This window comes from Microbacterium arabinogalactanolyticum, assembly GCF_030268005.1.
GTDB lineage: Bacteria > Actinomycetota > Actinomycetes > Actinomycetales > Microbacteriaceae > Microbacterium > Microbacterium arabinogalactanolyticum.
On record NZ_BRZC01000003.1, the window covers coordinates 147,806 to 166,022 of the forward strand.

An 18,217-nucleotide genomic window follows, 5' to 3' on the forward strand; every position below is an offset into this window, starting at 1 on the left:
CTGTCGCCGAGGGCATGGAAACGCGCTGAGCGCAACTGTCAGAACCCGGGGTAGTCCTTCAGCTTCTGCTCGTACGCCGCGCGGTCCTTCTCCTGCAGCACCTGGCGGGCGAAGACGACCAGCTGCACGCCCTCGAGGGGCTCGCCGCTCTGCTGCTTGAAGGCCTCGCGCTGGGTGCGGAAGTCCCCGGTCTGGTCCTTCGACAGGTCGTACACGTAGGTGTAGAACCGCAGCGGATCCGGATAGGTGTCGGAGTAGTACTCCCAGGTGTGCTGACGCTCGGGGTCGTCGGAGCCGTAGAGCTTGGTGAGCATGTCGTTCGAGATGCCCATCACGCCCGGCTCGTTGAGCGCATACAGATCCGACATGCCGTTCTCGGCGAGCACCTGGTTCACGACCCGCATCACGTCGCGCTTGCGGCGGGTGTCCTGCACGGGCTGCTCGGTCGTCCACACCGTGGAGGTGTACTTCTGCAGCATCGACTCGCCGCCGTAGCCGTTGCGCTCAGGGCTCACATCGACCTTGCCGGTCTGCACCCAGCTGAACCCGAACTGCTGCGTGAGACGCTCGCGCACCTTGGCCATCACCTGATCGCCCTGCGCCTGCACATCCTCCAGCGACGGGTTGTCCAGCGCCTGGCGCTCGGGGACGCCCTTGATCCCCGGGTACGCCTCCTCGTGCTTCTGCTTGTCCGACTTCGTGCCGCCGTAGGCATGCGTGGCGGCCGAGCGCAGCGCACCCATCGCGCCGACCGTCGCGACGTTGAAGACCAGCGTCACCGCCAGGGCGATGACGCCCAGCGTGCGCCCGCGCACGGTGAACAGCGCGGCGACGATCACGCCGAGCACCACGAACTGCACCACGATCATCGACGCCCCGTACAGGGCATCCGTTCCGCCCGCGCCCATCATCAGCAGCATGACCAGCACGAAGAGCCCCGTCGCCGTGATCGCGACCAGGCCCAGCGCGTTCACGCCCTTCTTCTCGGCGGGGGGTGCCGACGTGTAGACCACGTCGCCGGACGCTGGGGCGAGGCCCGCCGCCGCGTCCAGCCCCGTCGACGTGCGACGCGCGCCCTGATAGCCGCCGGGCGGCGGCAGCGGCGGCGCACCCTCGGCGCCACCCGTGTACCTGCTGCGCTGCTGCTCTACCACGGCTTGTCCGTCCCGCCGCCGGAGCCCTCTTGGTCGCCGCCGGTCTGGTTCTCGCGGTCCTGGGCGCCCTCGTTGAGCTTCTTCTCGATCTCGTCGAGGTCGCCCTGCGAGGGCTGGTCCTGCGGCTGCTCGCTCTCCTCGGGCTGCGGCTGCGGGTCCTGATCCGGCTTCTGCTGCTGCTGGCTCTGCTGCTGCTTCTCCTGCTGACGCTGCTGGTTCTGATCCAGCGTGTCCTTCATGTCGCGGTTCTGGTCGGGCGACTGGTTCTGCGCCTCGTCGCTGCTGCACTCCTTCGGAGTCTCCGCCGTGATCTGCAGCGCCTCGCCGTAGAACTGCGCGGCCTTCGCGGCGTCGCCCTTCGCCTGAGCGGCGTCGCCCTGCCGCTCCACCACCAGCGACAGGTTGATGCGCACGTAGCAGACGTCCAGCCCCTGAGCGAGAGGCAGCGCGCGCTCGAGCTCGGTGCGGGCCTGGGGCAGCTTCTCGGCGCCGGCCAGCGCGGTGCCGATGTTGTACGGCGCCTTGAACTGCTCGAACCAGTTCAGGAAGTCCTGCCCGCGTGCGGCCGACTCCGACTCCGCGTATCCGCCGGTGACGAACGAGCTGATCGACTGGTGCGCGAACGCGTACATGCTCAGCAGCTTGCCGACGAACAGCAGCGCGGCGAGCGTGAGCGGGAGGGTGCCGATCGCGACCCAGCGGCGGATGCTGCGCCTGCGGCGGTTCGCGGCCAGCAGCGCCGCGGCGGCGTCGGCGGGAGTCGGGTTCGAGGGTCGCTCGGCGGGAGCGGCCTCGGCTGCCGGCTGGAGGGTGGTCATGCGGCGCCTCCCTTGTCGCTCGACGTGCGCGGAGGACGCGCGGGGCGGTCCGCCAGTCCGCGCAGGCGGGTGACCAGCATCGTCGCGCGGGCGAGTTCGACGGCGATGAGCGCGACCAGCACGAGCGCGAGCACCCAGTACAGCTCGATCACGTTGCCCACCTCGCCGGAGGCGGCGTAGTCGGTCGTGGTGGTCGGCGCCTTCGGGAGGACGATCTCGGCATCCGCGGTGCGGTGCTGGTACTCCACGCCCAGCTGCTCGCCGATCCGACGCAGGTTGGCCTCGTCGATCACCGACATGGCCCGCTCGCCCTGGTACTCGATGTAGTCGCCGCCCTGTCCGTTCGCGCCCGCCCGGCCGGTGGTCTTCTTCATCGGCCCGCCCTGGGCGGTGCCGTAGCCGAGCACGGCTCCTCCGTCGACGTACTTCGCGCTGCTCGCGAAGGATTCCGGGTCGCTGGATGTCGTCTGCTCGCCGTCGCCGAGGTAGAAGACCATGCGGCTGCGGTCGGGCGACGACTTCGCCGCCGCTGAGAGGGTGTCGGCCAGCATCCGGTTCGCGATGCTGATCGACGACCCACGGGACTGGTCGGTGATCTCGGGGAGCATCACGTCGAGCGAGGACATCAGCGCGGTGGCATCCGTCGTCAGCGGCAGGCGCAGCTGCGCCGCCGCGTCGAAGCTGATCAGGGAGAACCGCGCGCCCGGGTACTCGGAGACGATCGACTGCACGTCGGCCCGCACGCCGGTCAGGCGCGGCTTGTCGCCGTCCCAGTCCTCGGCGATGATGCTGGCCGTGGTGTCGACGACGATCACGATGTCGGTGTCCGTCGCGAGGGTCTGCGAGGTGCCGCCGGGGATGCCGGGGCGCAGCAGCATGGCGAACACGACGACGATCATGCCCAGGCGCAGCGCCCAGATCGGGCGGCCGGGTGTGCCGGGGCCGGCCTTGGGGCCTTTTATCAGGGCGCGGATGACGAGAGCCGCCGGCGCTGCGAGCAGCAGCACGAGCAGGACAGGATGCAGGACGGGCTGGAGGATCACAGGCGCACCCTCCACAGCAGCACGAGGAAGCCGAGGATCGAGACCAGGGTCAGCGCGATCGCCAGGTTGGGGCTGTCCACGCGCACCACCTGCGCCTGGCCCTTCAGCGCCGTCGCCTCCTGCTTCTGGATCTCGGCGATGATGTCGCCGACCGTCGTCGTGTCGCGCAGCGCGTAGGACCGGCCGCCGGTCAGGGCCGCGGCGTTCTCCAGCTGCGCGCTGACCTCGGCATCCTTGCCCTGCACCGGGTTGAGGGCGAACACGCGCACCTTCTTGGACTTCGCGTACTGCGCGGCCTCCTCGATGGTGAGGATCGAGGCGCCGGCCAGCTCGTTGTCGGTGGCGAGGATGACCGAACGGCTGCGGTCGTCCTCGGCGTGGTCGAAGCGCATGGTGCAGGCGGCGAGCCCGTCGCCGATCAGCGAGGCACCGGGCCCGTTCAGCGTGCCCACCCAGTGCTCGGGCGTCTCGTCGTTGTAGTCGAAGCTGCTGCGGATGCGCTGCAACTGCTCCTTCACGAACGGGTAGTCGTCGGTGAGGGGGAACACCTGCACGGGCGAGCTGTTGAAGATCGTCAGCCCGATGCGCTCGCCCTTGAAGCCCTTCAGCAGCTCCTCGAACACGCTCAGCACCTCGACGTCGACGTCGGACATCGAGCCGGAGACGTCGAGGCACAGCATGATGTCGCGGCTGTTGTTGATGGGCTGGATGGTCTTGGCCGACATCGGCCGCGCGGCGACGACCCCGCCCAGCAGCACGGCGATCGCGCCGACGATGAGGATGCCCGAGAGCAGGCTCATGCGACGGCGAACGGATGCCCGGAACGACGGCAGGCTGCGCAGCCGCTCGGCGCGGGAGACCAGCGCGGCCGGTGCGCTCTCGGCCCGCTCGCGGCCGCGGAGGCCGAGCAGCACGCCCAGGGCGGCGGCGACGAGCAGCACGCCGAGCGCGACGAGGATCATCCACCAGGTGTTCAGTGCCATGTCTGCACCACCTTGCGCGCGGCCTCAGCGCCGTAGCGCGGATCGATCGCCGGCCCGCGCTGGAAGATGCTCGGGTAGTAGTGCCGGCGGATGGCGTCGATCAGCGCCGGATCGACGCCGCGGGCGACCAGGTCGTCGAGGGCGAGGACGGGCGCCTCGAGGCCGGAGTAGTCGTTGACGAAGCCGCGCACGAGCCGGCTCAGCTCGAGGTTCGCCTGTTTCGGGGGCATATTCCCGGATCGGTATGCATCTTCGATGCGCTGCACGTCGGCGAGGTACTCGGTGCGCAGCTGCGTGAGCACGTCGGCCGTCGGAGGCGTGTAGACGGGGGCGCCGTGCAGCGTGATGCTGTGCTTCGGCCGAGTGAGGAACCACAGCAGCCAGGCGGCGACACCGAGCAGCAGCAGGATGCCGATCGCGAGCAGGATCCAGCCCCAGCCGTACTGCACGGGCGGATAGAGGTCGTCAGGCGCGGGCATGCGACCTCCTGTTCAGCATCGTCAGCAGGGTCGCCACCGCGGTGTCCTGCCCGCCGAACTCGGCGTGCGTGATCTCGTGGCGGCGCAGCACCTCGTCGCGGTGCGCGGTGTCGGCCTCCTCGAGCGCGGCCAGCTCCGCCATCACCTCGGCGTCGCCGTGCACGAAGTCGGGGATGCCCCAGCCGCTGTCCACGTCACGGCGGTGACCGGGTGCGGTGCGGGCGAGACCAGGGTCGACGGCGCGGTCGAACGCGCTCGCCCGCGCGCTACCCGCGACGACGATCTCGGCATCCCGCACCGTCAGCCACAGCACGTCGTGCTGCACCTTGAGCCGGCGCAGCAGCCGGTCGGTGTCGTCCGACATCGGCGTCTCGTCGGTGACGATCACGACGATGGAGCGTCGCGAGATGTTGCGCGCCGTGTAGCGGAGCAGGGCGTCCCGGTCGCTCGGGGTGTCGCTGTCGTCGATGGCCTGGCGGATGGTGCGCAGGGCGTGCTCGAGCGCGCCCTCGGTGCCACCAGGGGGCAGCCGGCGCACGCGGTCGGAGTCGCCGTAGATGATCGAGAAGTCATCGCCGTGGCGAACGGTGAGGAAGCCGAGGGCGCCGGTCAGCAGCACCACCAGATCGCGCTTGGAGCGCTCGTCCTCGGCGAGGGCTTTCATGCCGCGACCGGAATCCACCAGGAACAGCACGGTGTGCATCCGCGTCGCCTTGGTGCGCTTGATGAGCGGCTCGCCCTGCTTGGCCGTGGCGCGCCAGTCGATGTCGCGCACCTGATCGCCGAACTCGTACGGACGCAGATCCTCGAAATCGAGGCTGCGCCCGCGCAGCAGCGATGCATAAGCGCCATCCAGCGCGTGCATCGACTTCTGCGATGAGCGGATGAAGAGCTTGCTCTTCACCTGGGTGATCAGACTTGCCATGGCTGCCGGGAAACTGTCCTCAATAGATTGATGAGCGGGGCCCCGTGCCCCCGAGGCTCCTGGCGACGCGGAGCGGCGGCTGGAGTGGGGCATGGGGATCGAAGCGTCGCTACGGGGTGGGCACCGACGCGAAGATCTGGTCGATGATCTCCTCGCTGCGGATCCCCTCGGCATCCGCCTCGAAGGTGAGCAGCACACGGTGACGCAGCACCAGGTGGCGCAGCGCGCGGATGTCCTCGGGCAGCACGTGCGTGCGGCCGTTCAGCAGCGCCAGCGCACGGGACGCCTGCAGGAACGCGATGCTCGCACGGGGGCTGGCGCCGTACTTGATGAAGCGGGCGCGCTCCTCGCCGATGTACGGCGCCGGGTTCCGGGTGACGTACGCGAGCTGCACGATGTAGTTGCGGATCGCCGGGTCGATGTAGACCCGCGAGGCGATGTCCTGCAGATCCTGCACGTCCTCGAGGGAGATCACGCCGGGCACGTGGCGGTCGGGGTTGAGCACTCCGGAGTCGATGCGTCCGAGGATCTCGAACTCCTCGGCCGGGCTCGGGTACTCCACGATCTCTTTGAGCAGGAAGCGGTCCATCTGCGCCTCGGGCAGCTCGTAGGTGCCCTCCTGCTCGATGGGGTTCTGCGTCGCGATCACGAGGAAGGGCTTCGGCAGGGCGTGGATCTCGCCGCCGATGGTGGTCTGCCGCTCCTGCATCGCCTCGAGCATGGCCGACTGGGTCTTGGCGCTGGAACGGTTGATCTCGTCGAGCAGCACGAAGTTGGCGTGCACCGGTCCGAGCACGGTGCGGAAGGTGCCGGTCGCAGCGTCGTAGATCTGGCTGCCGGTGATGTCGCTCGGCAGCAGATCGGGGGTGCACTGGATGCGCTTGAAGCTGGCCTTCACCGTGTCGGCGAGCGTGCTCGCCGCCGTGGTCTTGGCGAGTCCGGGCACGGACTCCAGCAGGATGTGCCCGCCGGCGATCAGCGAGATGAGCAGGCTGCTGCGCAGCCGGTCCTGGCCGACCATCTTGGTGGAGTACGAGTCCGAGATGACCTTCAGGATGCGCTGCGCCCGGGCGAGCTCCTCGGGGGTCGCGTTCCCGCGGCGGTCCGCCGAAGCCACGGGGACACCCGAGTCTGTCGACGGGGTGGGCAGCGGCGGTCGCGGCGGGGCGGACGGTCGCGTCGCGTCGACGGCATCCGTGTCCCAGTGCGCATCAGCGGAACCCGGTGCGGCAGTCGATGCGGATGCGATCGGTGCAGCCGGCGCGGGCGGAGGCGGGGGCGCGGACGAAGCGGCGCCGGGAACCGGGAAGTCGGTCATCTGTCTTCTCCTCGTGCGTCGAGAGATCGACGACGACCGCTGATCCCCCCGGTACAGGGTAACCGCCGACGGCGACGTCGTCTGTGCGCATGCTCCGGATGGAGGGGACGCGGGGTCTCAGATCGAGTCGCGGCGGGCCTGGATCGCGGCTCCGGCGGTGCCGTCGGAGTACGAGGCGCCGATCATCGGGTTGCTCAGACCCAACAGGGAGGCGCCGACGACGAGGGAGGCGCGGCCGCCGCTGTCGAAGGTGACCGTTCCGGCGGGCAGGCCTCCGTAGGTCACGGCCGCCTTCGCCCCGGGCTGGCCGGACAGCGAGAGCGTGTAGCTCGCCAGCAGCTTGATGCCCAGGATGTTGAAGGCGTAGTTCGGCGTGATCCCGGTGAACGCCAGCGGCTTCGGGGCTGCAGGCGGCACGGGAGGAGGCGGGGTCGGGTCAGAGGGAGCGGGGTTGGTCGGCGTCGGCGGGCCGGGGTTCGCCGGGCCCGGGTCCGCGGGGCCCGGGTCGGTGGGCCCGGGGTCCGACGCGCCTGGTCCCGGTACGGAGGAACCGGGACCGGATGCCGGAGGCGCCCCGCCCGCGTCGACGGGCGCGTTCGCGGCACCGTCTGCGGGGGCATCCGGATCCGTCGCGGTGCTCGGATCTGTGGACGCGCCCGCGTCGCCGGCATCCACCGGCCCGTCGGGCTCGTCGTCCGCCGCGGAGGGAACGCCTCGCTCGGCGAGCAGGGAGGTCGCGCCGTGCCGGCTTGCCGAAGCATCCGCGGTGACACCCGCCCCGACACCGGAGGTGAGGATGCCGACGGTCGTGGCCGCCAGGCCGATCACGGCGATGAACGCGAAACCGGCGATCAGCAGGCCGCGGTGCACCACGGCGCCCTCCTGCGGCGCGTGCGCGATCGGGGTGGCGGCGGGGAGACCCGCTGGCGCGGCGGCACGCGCATCGCGGCGCAGCGGATGGGCGGCACGGGCCCACAGCTCGGCCGTCGCCTCACCCCAGTCGTCCGTCATCACACACACCCCCTGACCACTCCGGTCGACCTCCAGTATGCCTGCTGGCATCCTGGGATCACAGGACAGAAGGGGGCGCCGTGCCCGGGAACCGTCTCGATGAGCGGGAGCTCATCGCACCCGTCGTGCTCACCCGTGCCGACGGGACGCTGAACCGGGATGCCGTGGGCTGGGCGCGCTCGCCGCTCGTGGACACCTCGGGGATCGCGCGGGACGGGCTCCGCTTCGCGGGCCGCAACAAGCGCTGGGAGTACTGGGGGACCACCACTCCGACGCACGTGATCGGCATGACGGTGTCGTCCATCGACTACGCCGCGGTGCACGAGGTGTGGGTGCTGGATCGGGCCACCGAGCGCGCCTGGCACCGCTCCGTCACCGCCATCCCGGCGCGCGGAGTGACCCTTCCGCCGAGCGCCGAGCAGGGGCCGAGCCGCGCCCGCGCGAAGGACCTCGCGATCGAAATCGACGAGCTTCCGGAGGGCACCCGGCTGCGCGCCCGCATCCCCGGCGCCGAGATCGACGTCGTCGCGCGGCTGCCCGAGGACCACGAGCGCCTGGCCGTGGTGGTGCCGTGGAGCCGCACCCGGTTCCAGTACACGCTCAAGGACGTCGCCCGGCCGGCATCCGGAACCCTCACCCTCGACGGCGTTGTGCACGTGCTCCCTGAGGGCGACTCCTGGGCCGTGCTCGACCACGGCCGCGGCCGCTGGCCCTACGACATCCGTTGGAACTGGGGTGCCGGCTCCGGCAGGTCCGGTGGCCGCGTGATCGGCATCCAGGTCGGCGCGAAGTGGACCGACGGCACCGGCTCGACGGAGAACGCGTTCCTCGTCGACGGACGCCTGCACAAGATCAGCGTGGAGCTCGACTGGCAGTACGACATCGCCGACTGGCGGCGCCCCTGGCGGATCAGCGGCGGTGGACTGGATGCCGTGTTCACGCCCGTCTACGACAAGCAGACGCGCACCAACCTCGGCATCCTCTCCTCCTCCACCGACCAGTGCTTCGGCGACTGGTCGGGCACCTTCCGCACCGACGACGGCGAGGTCATCGCATTCGAGGGGATCTTCGGCTGGGCAGAAGAGGTGCACAACCGCTGGTGAGCGGGCGCCTCAGACCGTGGCCGGCTCCGCCTCGGACTCGACCACGGATGCCGCGCGCTTCCGCGCGACCCACACCACGCCCGCACCCACCGCGATGATCGCGACGGCGATCCCGACGATGTAGCCCGCCACGCCCAGGTAGCCGCCCGGGGTGATGTGCGGGTTCAGGAACGGGTAGGGGTACCAGTAGGGCTCGCCTGTGGCGGGCGCGATGATGAGGTTCGCGCGCACCAGCGTGTAGATCGCCCAGACGATCGGGAACGCCGCGATGGCGCCGATCGTGCCCCAGGACAGCATCCGGCGCTTCGGGGCGAACAGCACGTCGACCAGCAGGAACAGCGGGATGACCACGTGCAGCACCTCGTTCGACCAGCCCAGGGTCGAGCCCTGCGGAAGCGGGATGCCCCGCAGCAGCACGTTGTAGACGATGCCGGTGACGATCATGTACGTCGCCACGCAGGCGAGGGTCACGGCCAGCCAGCGCGGCTCCTGCGCGGCGTCGCGGCCCTTCGTCCAGGCCCAGATCGCGGCGATCGCGAGGATCACCGCAGCCCCCAGGTTCGAGAGGATCGTGAAGAAGCTGAAGAAGTTCGCCGCGACGGTCGGCAGGTGCCCGCCCCACTCGGTCTTCGCGTGCGCGGCGATGCTCAGCGTCAGCGCGAGCTGTCCGATGATCGCGGCGAAACCCAGGGCGGATGCCGCGATGCGGGCCCACGGCCACCAGGTCGTCACTGCTCCTGCGGTGCGCATTGTTCCTCCGACGCTCTCGGTCCCCCGACGCTCACTGTAGCGACGGGGAGCGGAACCACGGGGTCATTCGCGCACGCGCCGCCGCCACCTCATGCGCGTCACGAGCACGCCGAGCAGGCACAGCGCGCCGCCGAGCAGCATGAGCGGCGTCGGCACCTCGCCGAGGATCAGCCAGGACAGCAGGATCGCGATCGCGGGTACGACGTACGTGGTGGCGGAGGTCTGCCCGGCGGTGCTGCGCTGCAGCACGTACGCCCAGGTGGTGAAGGCGACCGCGGTGGGGAAGATGCCGAGGTAGACGACCCACAGCGTGGCGTCGAGCGGCGCGGTCTGCACGGCCTGGATCACGCCCCAGGTCCACGGCAGTAGCGCGATCGTGCCCGCGGCGGCACCGAAGAAGGTGAGCGTGGTCGAGTCCGCCCCCGCGCTGAGCAGATGCTTCTGCAGCAGGGTGCATCCGGCGTACATGACGGCGGCGAGCAGGGCCAGCAGCAGTCCGGTGACGTCGAGCCCGGCATCCGTGTGCGAGGTCATGCCGATCAGCACCACACCCAGGAATGCGAGCGGGGCCCCGATGATCAGCGGCGTCGGGAAGCCCTCGCGCAGGAACAGTCCGCTGAACACCACCACCATGAGCGGGGCGAGGTTCACGACCATCGCCGCGGTGCCCGCGTCGAGCGTGCGCTCCGCGGCGTTCAGCGCCAGGTTGTACACGCAGAACCAGCCGACGCCCCAGACCACCACGAGCGGAAGCTGCCTGCGGGCGGGGACGCGGATGCCGCGTCGCAGCGCGATCACGCCGAGCGCGAGCGTGCCGACGGCCATCCGCAGCAGGGCGAGCGCGCCGGGGTCGTAGTGCGGCCCTGCGCCGCGGATCCCGATGAACGCCGACGCCCACAACACGACCGTGACCAGCGCAGCGAGCAGGACGAGCGGCCCGTTCGGGCGCGCGGCCTTCGCGGGAGCTGCGGTCTCGTCGAGCGCGGGGTCCGGTGATGATGGCATCCTCCGATCGTCCCAGGTGCCGCCGACATCGGTCGACCGCGTCGACAGCCATCCGGCATCCGATTCCCGCCAAGGGGCTGTCGCAGGCCCTCCGGTAGGATGGACACGCCCGTTCGGGCCAGCTCATCTGCCGGTGCAAACCCGGCGAACAGCGTGCAGTACCAGGGGGTACACCCATGCCAGGAATCGTTATCGTCGGCGTCCAGTGGGGCGATGAGGGCAAGGGCAAGGCGACAGACCTGCTCGGCGAGCGCACCGACTGGGTCGTCAAGTTCAACGGCGGCAACAACGCCGGGCACACCGTCGTCGTCGGCGACGAGAAGTACGCCCTGCACCTGCTGCCCTCCGGCATCCTGACCCCCGGCGTGACGCCGGTGATCGGCAACGGCGTGGTCGTCGACTTGGAGGTGCTGTTCCAGGAGCTCGAGGCGCTCTCCGCCCGAGGCGTCGACGTCTCCAAGCTCAAGGTCAGCGCCAACGCGCACATCATCACGCAGTACCACCGCACGCTCGACAAGGTCACCGAGCGCTTCCTCGGCAAGCGCAACATCGGCACCACCGGCCGCGGCATCGGCCCGGCCTACGCCGACAAGATCAACCGCGTCGGCATCCGCGTGCAGGACCTGTTCGACGAGAACATCCTGCGGCAGAAGGTGGAGGGCGCGCTCGACCAGAAGAACCACCTGCTGGTGAAGATCTTCAACCGCCGCGCGATCACGTGCGACGAGATCGTCGACGAGCTGCTCACCTATGCCGACCGGCTGCGCCCGATGGTCGCCGACACCGGTCACCTGGTCGCCGAGGCGCTCGACCGCGGCGAGGTCGTCGTGTTCGAGGGCGGTCAGGCCACCATGCTCGACGTCGACCACGGCACCTACCCGTTCGTCACCTCGTCCACCGCGACCTCCGCGGGTGCGGCGGCCGGCTCCGGTGTGGGCCCGAACCGCCTGGACCGCATCGTCGGCATCGTGAAGGCGTACACGACCCGCGTCGGCTCGGGGCCGTTCCCGACCGAGCTGCTCGACGAGATGGGCGAGTGGCTGCGCAAGACCGGCTTCGAGTACGGCACCACCACGGGTCGCCTGCGCCGCACCGGCTGGTACGACGCACCGATCACCCGCTACGCCACGCGCGTGAACGGCATCACCGACCTGGTGCTCACCAAGCTCGACGTGCTGACCGGCCTGGAGCAGATCCCCGTGTGCGTCGCCTACGACGTCGACGGCGTGCGCTTCGACGACGTGCCGGTCAACCAGACCGACTTCCACCACGCCAAGCCGATCTACGAGTACTTCCCGGGCTGGAGCGAGGACATCTCGAAGGCGCGCTCCTTCGAGGACCTGCCGCAGACCGCCCAGGACTACGTGCTGGCGCTGGAGAAGATGAGCAACACGCGCATCTCGGTGATCGGCGTCGGTCCCGAGCGCGAGCAGGTCATCGTGCGTCACGACCTCGTCGACTGACGCGCGCCGCCGGAGCGCGTTTCCGGCGCGAGTGAGCCGGTTCCCGTCGAGCGCACCGGTTGCCGGCGTCGGCAGGTGGTCCATCCGTCGCGAAGCGGTGCACTCGAGAAGCAGCTCGACATCGGAGGAGTGGGCATGACGCGGTTCTGGGTCGGCGGGTACGGCGACGACATGGACGGGGATGCCGAGGGCATCGGCTTCCTCTCCGTCGACGAGGGGCGTGGCGCGTCGACGCTCACCTACCGCGGCACGGCGGCGCCGGTCTCGTCTCCGTCGTGGCTGGCGCAGCATCCCACCCTCGACGTCGTGTACGCGGCGCTGGAGGGCTCGGCCGCCGTCCAGGCCTTCGGGCGCAGCGGCGAGGCGACACTGCGCCCGCTCGGCCGCCCCGTCGACGCCGGCAAGTACGTCTGCCACCTCGCGGTCTCCCCCGACGGACGGATGCTGATCGCCAGCTGCTATGGCGACGGACGCGTCATCCGCTACGGCCTCGGCGCTGACGGGAGCATCGTGCCAGCCGCGCCCGACAGGGCCGCGGCGCTGCGCGCGGCGCTGTTCGGCGAATCGGATGCCGAGGATGCCGGGGAGCCGGGCGCCGCATCCGATCCCTACCCCACACCGACCGGTGAGGAGCCCCGCGCCTCGCACGCGCACGCCGCCGTGTTCCTGCCCGACGGCCGCATCGCCACCACCGACCTCGGCTTCGACCTCGTGCGCATCTGGCGGTCCGCCGGCACCGGACTGGCTCTCGACCACGAGGTCGTGCTGCCCCGCGGCACCGGCCCGCGGCACATGGTCATGCACCCCAGCGGTCACCTGCACGTCGTGACGGAGTACTCCTGCGAGGTGTTCACCCTGGCATCCGCCCGGGACGGCAGCTGGGCGCTGGCATCGGCGACCACTGCCTCGCCGATCGCACAGGTCGGATTCGACACCCCCGCCGAGCTCGCCCTCTCCCGCGACGGGCACACGCTGTACACGGCGCTGCGCGGCAGCAACACGATCTCGGCGCTGCGGGTGCGCGGTTCCGGCGAGGCGGTCGAGCCCCTCGCGCTCGCCGACTCCGGCGTCGACTGGCCGCGCCACCACCTCGTGCACGAGGGCGTCCTGCTCGTCGCGGGTCAGCGCTCGGGCACGATCAGCGCGATCGACCTCGACGAGCGCACCGGGGCGCCGCGCGATGTGCGTCATACGACGTCCGCGCCCACGCCGACGGTGATCCTGCCCACGCGCTGAGCGCAGCCGCGCAGTTCGGCACATCTCCGCAGACCTCCCTGCCGATCCATGCGAAGTTGTGCAGATCTGCGAGGCGACGGCCCCACCGAGCGGATGCTGAGCAAGACTGAAGCAATGAGCGACGAATACGACCTCATCGTGCTGGGCGGCGGACCTGTCGGAGAGAACGTGGCCGATCGGGCCGTGCAGGGCGGGCTGACCGCCGTGATCGTGGAGAGCGAGCTGGTCGGCGGTGAATGCTCGTACTGGGCGTGCATGCCGTCGAAGGCGCTGCTGCGCCCGATCCAGGCGCTGCGCGCGGCGCAGCACGTCAAGGGCGTGAGCGGCGGAACGCTGAGCCTCGCCGACGTGCTCGCCCGCCGCGACTCCTTCACCTCGCACTGGAAGGACGACGGCCAGGTCGACTGGCTGAACGGCGCCGGCATCGACCTGGTGCGCGGCCACGGCCGCCTCACCGGCGAACGCGAGGTCACCGTCGGCGGCCGGGTGCTGCGCGCCAGGCAGGCCGTCGCGATCAGCACCGGCACGGATGCGACGATCCCCGGCATCCCCGGGCTCGCGGATGCGAAGCCGTGGACCAGCCGTGAGGCGACCAGCGCCGATCACGTGCCCGAGTCACTGGCGATCATCGGCGGAGGTGTCGTGGCGGCGGAGATGGCCACCGCGTACGCCGGACTCGGGGCATCCGTCACGCTGATCGCCCGCAGTGGCCTGCTCGGCGGCCTGGAGCCCTTCGCCGGCGAACGGGTCGCCGAGGGGTTGCGCGGCATGGGCGTGGATGTGCGGCTGAACACCGCCACCTGCGCCGTGCGCCGTGAGGGCGACCACGTGGTGGTCACGGTCGGCGACGGGGAGATCACGGCATCCGAGGTGCTCGTCGCGACCGGGCGCACGCCCCGCAGCGGCGACATCGGCCTGGAGACGGTCGGCCTGGAGCCCGGCCGCTACATCGAGGTCGACGACACCCTGCGCGTGCCCGGCAGCGACTGGCTGTACGCGGTCGGCGATGTGAACGGCCGGGTGCTGCTGACCCACCAGGGCAAGTACCAGGCGCGTGCCGCGGGCGACGTGATCGCGGCGCGTTCGCGCGGCGAAGTGGTCGCCGATCAGCCCTGGGGGCGTCACGTCGCGACCGCCGACCACGCGGCCGTGCCGCAGGTGGTCTTCTCCGAGCCGGAGGTCGCCTCGGTCGGCGTGACGGCGGATGCCGCCCGCGCGGCCGGACACGAGATCGAGGTCATCGACTACGACCTGGGGTGGGTGGCCGGATCGAGCCTGCACGCGGACGGCTACCAGGGGCAGGCGCGCATGATCGTCGACACCGAGCGCGAGGTGCTGCTGGGCGTCACGTTCGTCGGCGCCGACGTCGCCGAGCTGCTCCAGGCCGCCACCATCGCCGTCACCGGCGAGGTGCCGATCAGCCGGCTCTGGCACGCGGTGCCGGCCTATCCGACCATGAACGAGGTGTGGCTGCGGCTGCTGGAGGCGTACGGCCGCCAGTCCGCCTGACTCCGGACGGCGCGGATGCCGGGAATCCGGGAAGTTCCCGCGACTCCTGCGCGTTGTCGGAGGTGTCGCCTACGCTCGAAAGGACGCCAGGAGGTACGCACATGAAGGCAGTACTCGAGGGAACCGTGATCGAAGGCAACCACTGCTTCCCCGCCACCGCGCTGCGGCGGGTCGGCCGGTAGGCCGCGGCGGATGATCGAGTTCACTTCGGTCTCGAAGCGCTTCCCCGACGGCACGCTGGCCGTCGAGGACTTCAGCCTCGTGCTGCCCTCCCGCAAGACGACCGTCTTCGTCGGGTCGTCCGGATGCGGCAAGACCACGCTGCTGCGCATGATCAACCGCATGGTCGACCCGACCTCGGGCACCATCGCGATCGACGGCGAGAGCGTGCTCGACCGCGACCCCGTGCGGCTGCGCCGCAGCATCGGGTACGTGATGCAGAACTCCGGGCTCATGCCGCACTTCACGGTGATCGACAACGTCTCCACCGTGCTGAGGCTGAACGGCGTGAGCCGCACCGAGGCGCACGGCCGAGCACGGGAGCTGCTGAGCACGGTGGGGCTGGATGCCTCACTCGCCGACCGCTATCCCAGCCAGCTCTCCGGAGGCCAGCAGCAGCGCGTGGGCGTCGCCCGCGGACTCGCGGCCGACCCCAACATCCTGCTGATGGACGAGCCGTTCGGCGCCGTCGACCCGATCGTGCGCGCCGATCTGCAGCAGGAGCTCATCCGCCTTCAGGTCGAGCTCGACAAGACGGTCGTGTTCGTCACGCACGACATCGACGAGGCGTTCCTGCTCGGCGACCAGGTGGTCATCCTCGACAAGGGTGCACGGGTCGTGCAGGTCGGCAGCCCCAGCGAGATCATCGAGAATCCGGCGGATGACTTCGTCGAGGCGTTCATCGGCGCCGAGCGCGGCCGTCGCGCGCTCTCGCTCAAGCAGACCCCGCGCGGCACGGTCGTGGTGGACTCCGAGGGGCGCACCCAGGGCGTGCTCAAGGACGGGACCTGACGTGAACTGGGTCGGCGACAACCTGGATCTGATCCTCGGCCTCACGCTCGTGCATCTCAAGCAGAGCGCGACGCCGATCGTGCTGGGCCTGCTCCTTTCCGTCCCGCTGGGCTGGGTGGCCTGGCGCTACCGGCTGGTGCGCGGGCCGGTCATCGTGCTCACCGGCCTGCTGTACACGATCCCCTCCCTCGCACTGCTGATCCTCCTGCCGGCCGTCTTCGGGTACTCGGCCACCGACGAGCCCAACCTGATCATCGCCCTGACCATCTACGCGGTCGCGATCCTCGTGCGCGCGGTCGCCGACGGGCTCGACTCCGTCGACCCTGATGTGCGGCAGGCGGCCACGGCCATGGGCTACGCCGCCCCGCGCAGGTTCTTCACGGTCGAGCTGCCGCTCGCCGGCCCGGTGATCCTCGCGGGTCTGCGCGTGGCAGCGGTCAGCACGATCTCGCTGGCCACCGTCGGCATCCTGATCGGCGTCGAGAACCTGGGCTACCTGTTCACCAACGGCCTGCAGCGGCGCATCATCGCCGAGGTGCTCGCCGGCGTGGTCGCGGTGGTCGTGATCGCCCTGGTCATCGACGTGCTGCTGGTGCTCCTGGGCCGGATGCTCATGCCGTGGACGCGGGCGACGTCGGCGGGCGGGGGCGCCCTCAGCCCGTCGAAGGCCCGGCGCGCAGTGGTGAGGTCGGCCGCATGAACCTCTTCACCGACGCGATCTCCTGGCTCCTGAACCCCGCGCAGTGGCAGGGGCAGTACGCCCTGCCCACCCTGCTCGGCCAGCACCTGCTGTACACCGCGATCTCCGTGCTGGTGGCCGCCGCCATCGCGCTCCCCGCCGGCTGGCTGATCGGGCACACCGGAAAGGGGCGCGAGATCGCCGTGGCCGTCTCGGGCGCCGCGCGCGCCGTGCCGTCGTTCGGGCTCCTCATCCTGCTCGTGCTGCTGCTGGGCGTGCTGCAGACACCGCTGGCCGCTGTCATCACCTTCGTGCTGCTCGCCATCCCCTCGCTGCTCGCGGGCGCCTACACAGGCTTCGAGGCCATCGATCGCAGGGTGATCGACGCCGCACGTGCCGTCGGCATGACCGAGTGGCAGATCTTCACGAAGGTCGAGCTCCCGCTCGGCATGCCGCTGCTGGTCGGCGGCATCCGCTCCGCCCTGCTGCAGGTGATCGCGACCGTCACGATCGGCGCGTACGTGAACCTCGGCGGGCTCGGCTGGCCGATCATCCAGGGCATCCCGCTGCGGCGATTCGACCAGGTGCTCGCCGGTGCGCTTCTCGTCGCCGTGCTCGCGCTCCTGGTCGACCTGCTGCTGGCTGCGCTGCAGCGCGCGGCCGTGCCGGCCGGCATCCGCTCCCCGTCCCCCGACCGCACCTCTTCCTCCGACCGCAATGGGCGGCGGTCCGCGCGACGCGCGGCATCCGTCACGGCCTGAACCGCTTGAACACTCCACAGAGAGGCACATCATGATCACCGCACGGAAGTCCCGACTCGCACTCGCCGTCGGGGTCGCGCTCGCCGCGACCCTCGCGCTCGCCGGATGCGGCAGCAGCAACCCGCTCGACGAGCCCTCCGCCGGCGGTGGAACCGACAAGGGCGGCGAGACCATCGTCGTCGGCTCGCAGGCGTACTACTCCAACGAGATCATCGCGGAGATCTACGCGCAGGCGCTGGAGAAGGCCGGTTTCACGGTCGAGAAGAAGTTCAACGTCGGCCAGCGCGACGCGTACATGCCGGACGTGGAGTCGGGCAAGATCAACCTCTTCCCCGAGTACACCGGCAACCTGCTGGAGTACCTCGACAAGAGCGCCACCGCCACCAGCCCCGACGACGTCTACGCGGCACTGCAGAAGGCGCTGCCGAAGACCCTGAAGGCGCTGGACTACTCCAAGGCCAGCGACCAGGACACCTACACGGTCACGAAGAAGTTCGCAGAGGACAACGGCCTCGAATCGATCGCCGACCTGGCGAAGCTGAACACGAAGCCCGTGCTCGGCGGCGCACCCGAGCTGGAGCAGCGTCCGTACGGCCCCGCCGGCGCGAAGAAGATCTACGACGTCGACCTCGGGTTCTCCGCCACGGCGCAGAGCACGCTCGAGTCGCTGCTGGCGGGTCAGGTGCAGGTGGCTGACATCTACACCGCCGACCCCGCCTTCCAGACCAAGGACATCGTGGCGCTGAAGGATCCGAAGAACATGATCCTGGCCTCGAACGTCGTGCCCATCGCGTCCAGCGACATCGCCGACAAGATCGCCAAGGTCATCAACCCGATCAGCGCCGCGCTCGGCGCCGAGGACCTCGTCTCGATGAACGTGCAGTCGACGGTGGATCAGGCCTCGGCCGAGGACATCGCGGCCAAGTGGCTCAAGGAGAAGGGGCTCGACTGAGTCCGGTCTGCCGTGGC

General features: G+C 70.3%; 18 protein-coding genes. 8 read left to right on the forward strand and 10 right to left on the reverse strand.

Going from position 1 to position 18,217, the window contains the following annotated elements; translation table 11 throughout:
- Positions 1-38: 38 nt before the first annotated feature.
- From MIAR_RS03120 to MIAR_RS03155, 8 genes are all read right to left on the reverse strand, one after another.
- On the reverse strand, positions 39-1,154 hold the full coding sequence (locus MIAR_RS03120; RefSeq protein WP_285631148.1) for a hypothetical protein: 1,116 nt from the start codon (positions 1,152-1,154) through the stop codon (positions 39-41).
- Entirely contained in the window at positions 1,148-1,972 is an 825-nt protein-coding gene (locus MIAR_RS03125; RefSeq protein WP_285631151.1) for a hypothetical protein, read from the reverse strand. The genes MIAR_RS03120 and MIAR_RS03125 overlap by 7 nt, the downstream gene beginning before the upstream one ends.
- On the reverse strand, positions 1,969-3,015 hold the full coding sequence (locus tag MIAR_RS03130; protein WP_285631154.1) for a VWA domain-containing protein: 1,047 nt from the start codon (positions 3,013-3,015) through the stop codon (positions 1,969-1,971). Before MIAR_RS03130 ends, MIAR_RS03125 begins: the two co-directional genes overlap by 4 nt.
- The gene (locus MIAR_RS03135; protein ID WP_285631157.1) at positions 3,012-3,998 is read right to left on the reverse strand and encodes a VWA domain-containing protein; all 987 of its coding nucleotides are present in this window, start codon (positions 3,996-3,998) and stop codon (positions 3,012-3,014) included. Before MIAR_RS03135 ends, MIAR_RS03130 begins: the two co-directional genes overlap by 4 nt.
- Positions 3,989-4,477 (reverse strand): hypothetical protein, encoded by a 489-nt coding sequence (locus MIAR_RS03140; protein WP_285631160.1) that lies wholly within the window; start codon positions 4,475-4,477, stop codon positions 3,989-3,991. Before MIAR_RS03140 ends, MIAR_RS03135 begins: the two co-directional genes overlap by 10 nt.
- Positions 4,464-5,402, reverse strand: a complete 939-nt coding sequence (locus MIAR_RS03145; protein ID WP_285631163.1) for a DUF58 domain-containing protein — start codon at positions 5,400-5,402, stop codon at positions 4,464-4,466. The genes MIAR_RS03140 and MIAR_RS03145 overlap by 14 nt, the downstream gene beginning before the upstream one ends.
- 109 nt (positions 5,403-5,511) lie before the next feature.
- The gene (locus MIAR_RS03150; RefSeq protein ID WP_425561629.1) at positions 5,512-6,519 is read right to left on the reverse strand and encodes an AAA family ATPase; all 1,008 of its coding nucleotides are present in this window, start codon (positions 6,517-6,519) and stop codon (positions 5,512-5,514) included.
- A 318-nt stretch (positions 6,520-6,837) separates the two neighbouring features.
- On the reverse strand, positions 6,838-7,731 hold the full coding sequence (locus MIAR_RS03155) for an ICP22 family protein (protein WP_285631168.1): 894 nt from the start codon (positions 7,729-7,731) through the stop codon (positions 6,838-6,840).
- A gap of 80 nt (positions 7,732-7,811) precedes the next feature.
- On the opposite strand from MIAR_RS03155, the gene MIAR_RS03160 reads away from it, so the two are divergent.
- Positions 7,812-8,834, forward strand: a complete 1,023-nt coding sequence (locus tag MIAR_RS03160) for a DUF2804 domain-containing protein (RefSeq protein ID WP_285631171.1) — start codon at positions 7,812-7,814, stop codon at positions 8,832-8,834.
- 9 nt (positions 8,835-8,843) lie between these two features.
- On the opposite strand, the gene MIAR_RS03165 is transcribed toward MIAR_RS03160, so the two are convergent.
- Together MIAR_RS03165 and MIAR_RS03170 are read right to left on the reverse strand one after the other, a co-directional pair.
- Positions 8,844-9,584 carry a Pr6Pr family membrane protein gene (locus tag MIAR_RS03165; protein ID WP_285631174.1) on the reverse strand — a complete coding sequence of 247 codons (741 nt, stop codon included), beginning with the start codon at positions 9,582-9,584 and terminating at the stop codon, positions 8,844-8,846.
- 63 nt (positions 9,585-9,647) lie between these two features.
- Entirely contained in the window at positions 9,648-10,589 is a 942-nt protein-coding gene (locus MIAR_RS03170) for a DMT family transporter (protein WP_285631177.1), read from the reverse strand.
- Positions 10,590-10,765: 176 nt separating this feature from the next.
- On the opposite strand from MIAR_RS03170, the gene MIAR_RS03175 reads away from it, so the two are divergent.
- The 7 genes from MIAR_RS03175 (at position 10,766) to MIAR_RS03205 (ending at position 18,200) form a co-directional block, all read left to right on the forward strand.
- Positions 10,766-12,052, forward strand: coding sequence for an adenylosuccinate synthase (locus tag MIAR_RS03175; RefSeq protein ID WP_285631180.1), 1,287 nt, complete (start codon positions 10,766-10,768; stop codon positions 12,050-12,052).
- 135 nt (positions 12,053-12,187) lie between these two features.
- Positions 12,188-13,288, forward strand: coding sequence for a lactonase family protein (locus MIAR_RS03180; protein ID WP_285631183.1), 1,101 nt, complete (start codon positions 12,188-12,190; stop codon positions 13,286-13,288).
- Positions 13,289-13,402: 114 nt separating this feature from the next.
- Entirely contained in the window at positions 13,403-14,797 is a 1,395-nt protein-coding gene (locus MIAR_RS03185) for a dihydrolipoyl dehydrogenase family protein (protein WP_285631185.1), read from the forward strand.
- 192 nt (positions 14,798-14,989) lie between these two features.
- Positions 14,990-15,808: an ABC transporter ATP-binding protein gene (locus tag MIAR_RS03190; protein ID WP_285631188.1), complete on the forward strand. Its 819-nt coding sequence runs from the start codon at positions 14,990-14,992 to the stop codon at positions 15,806-15,808.
- Between the two features lies 1 nt (position 15,809).
- A complete protein-coding gene (locus MIAR_RS03195; protein WP_285631191.1) occupies positions 15,810-16,508 on the forward strand; it encodes an ABC transporter permease in 699 nt (232 codons plus the stop codon).
- Positions 16,505-17,248: an ABC transporter permease gene (locus MIAR_RS03200; protein ID WP_285631194.1), complete on the forward strand. Its 744-nt coding sequence runs from the start codon at positions 16,505-16,507 to the stop codon at positions 17,246-17,248. Before MIAR_RS03195 ends, MIAR_RS03200 begins: the two co-directional genes overlap by 4 nt.
- 31 nt (positions 17,249-17,279) lie before the next feature.
- The gene (locus MIAR_RS03205) at positions 17,280-18,200 is read left to right on the forward strand and encodes an ABC transporter substrate-binding protein (RefSeq protein ID WP_285631196.1); all 921 of its coding nucleotides are present in this window, start codon (positions 17,280-17,282) and stop codon (positions 18,198-18,200) included.
- The last annotated feature ends 17 nt before the right edge of the window (positions 18,201-18,217 follow it).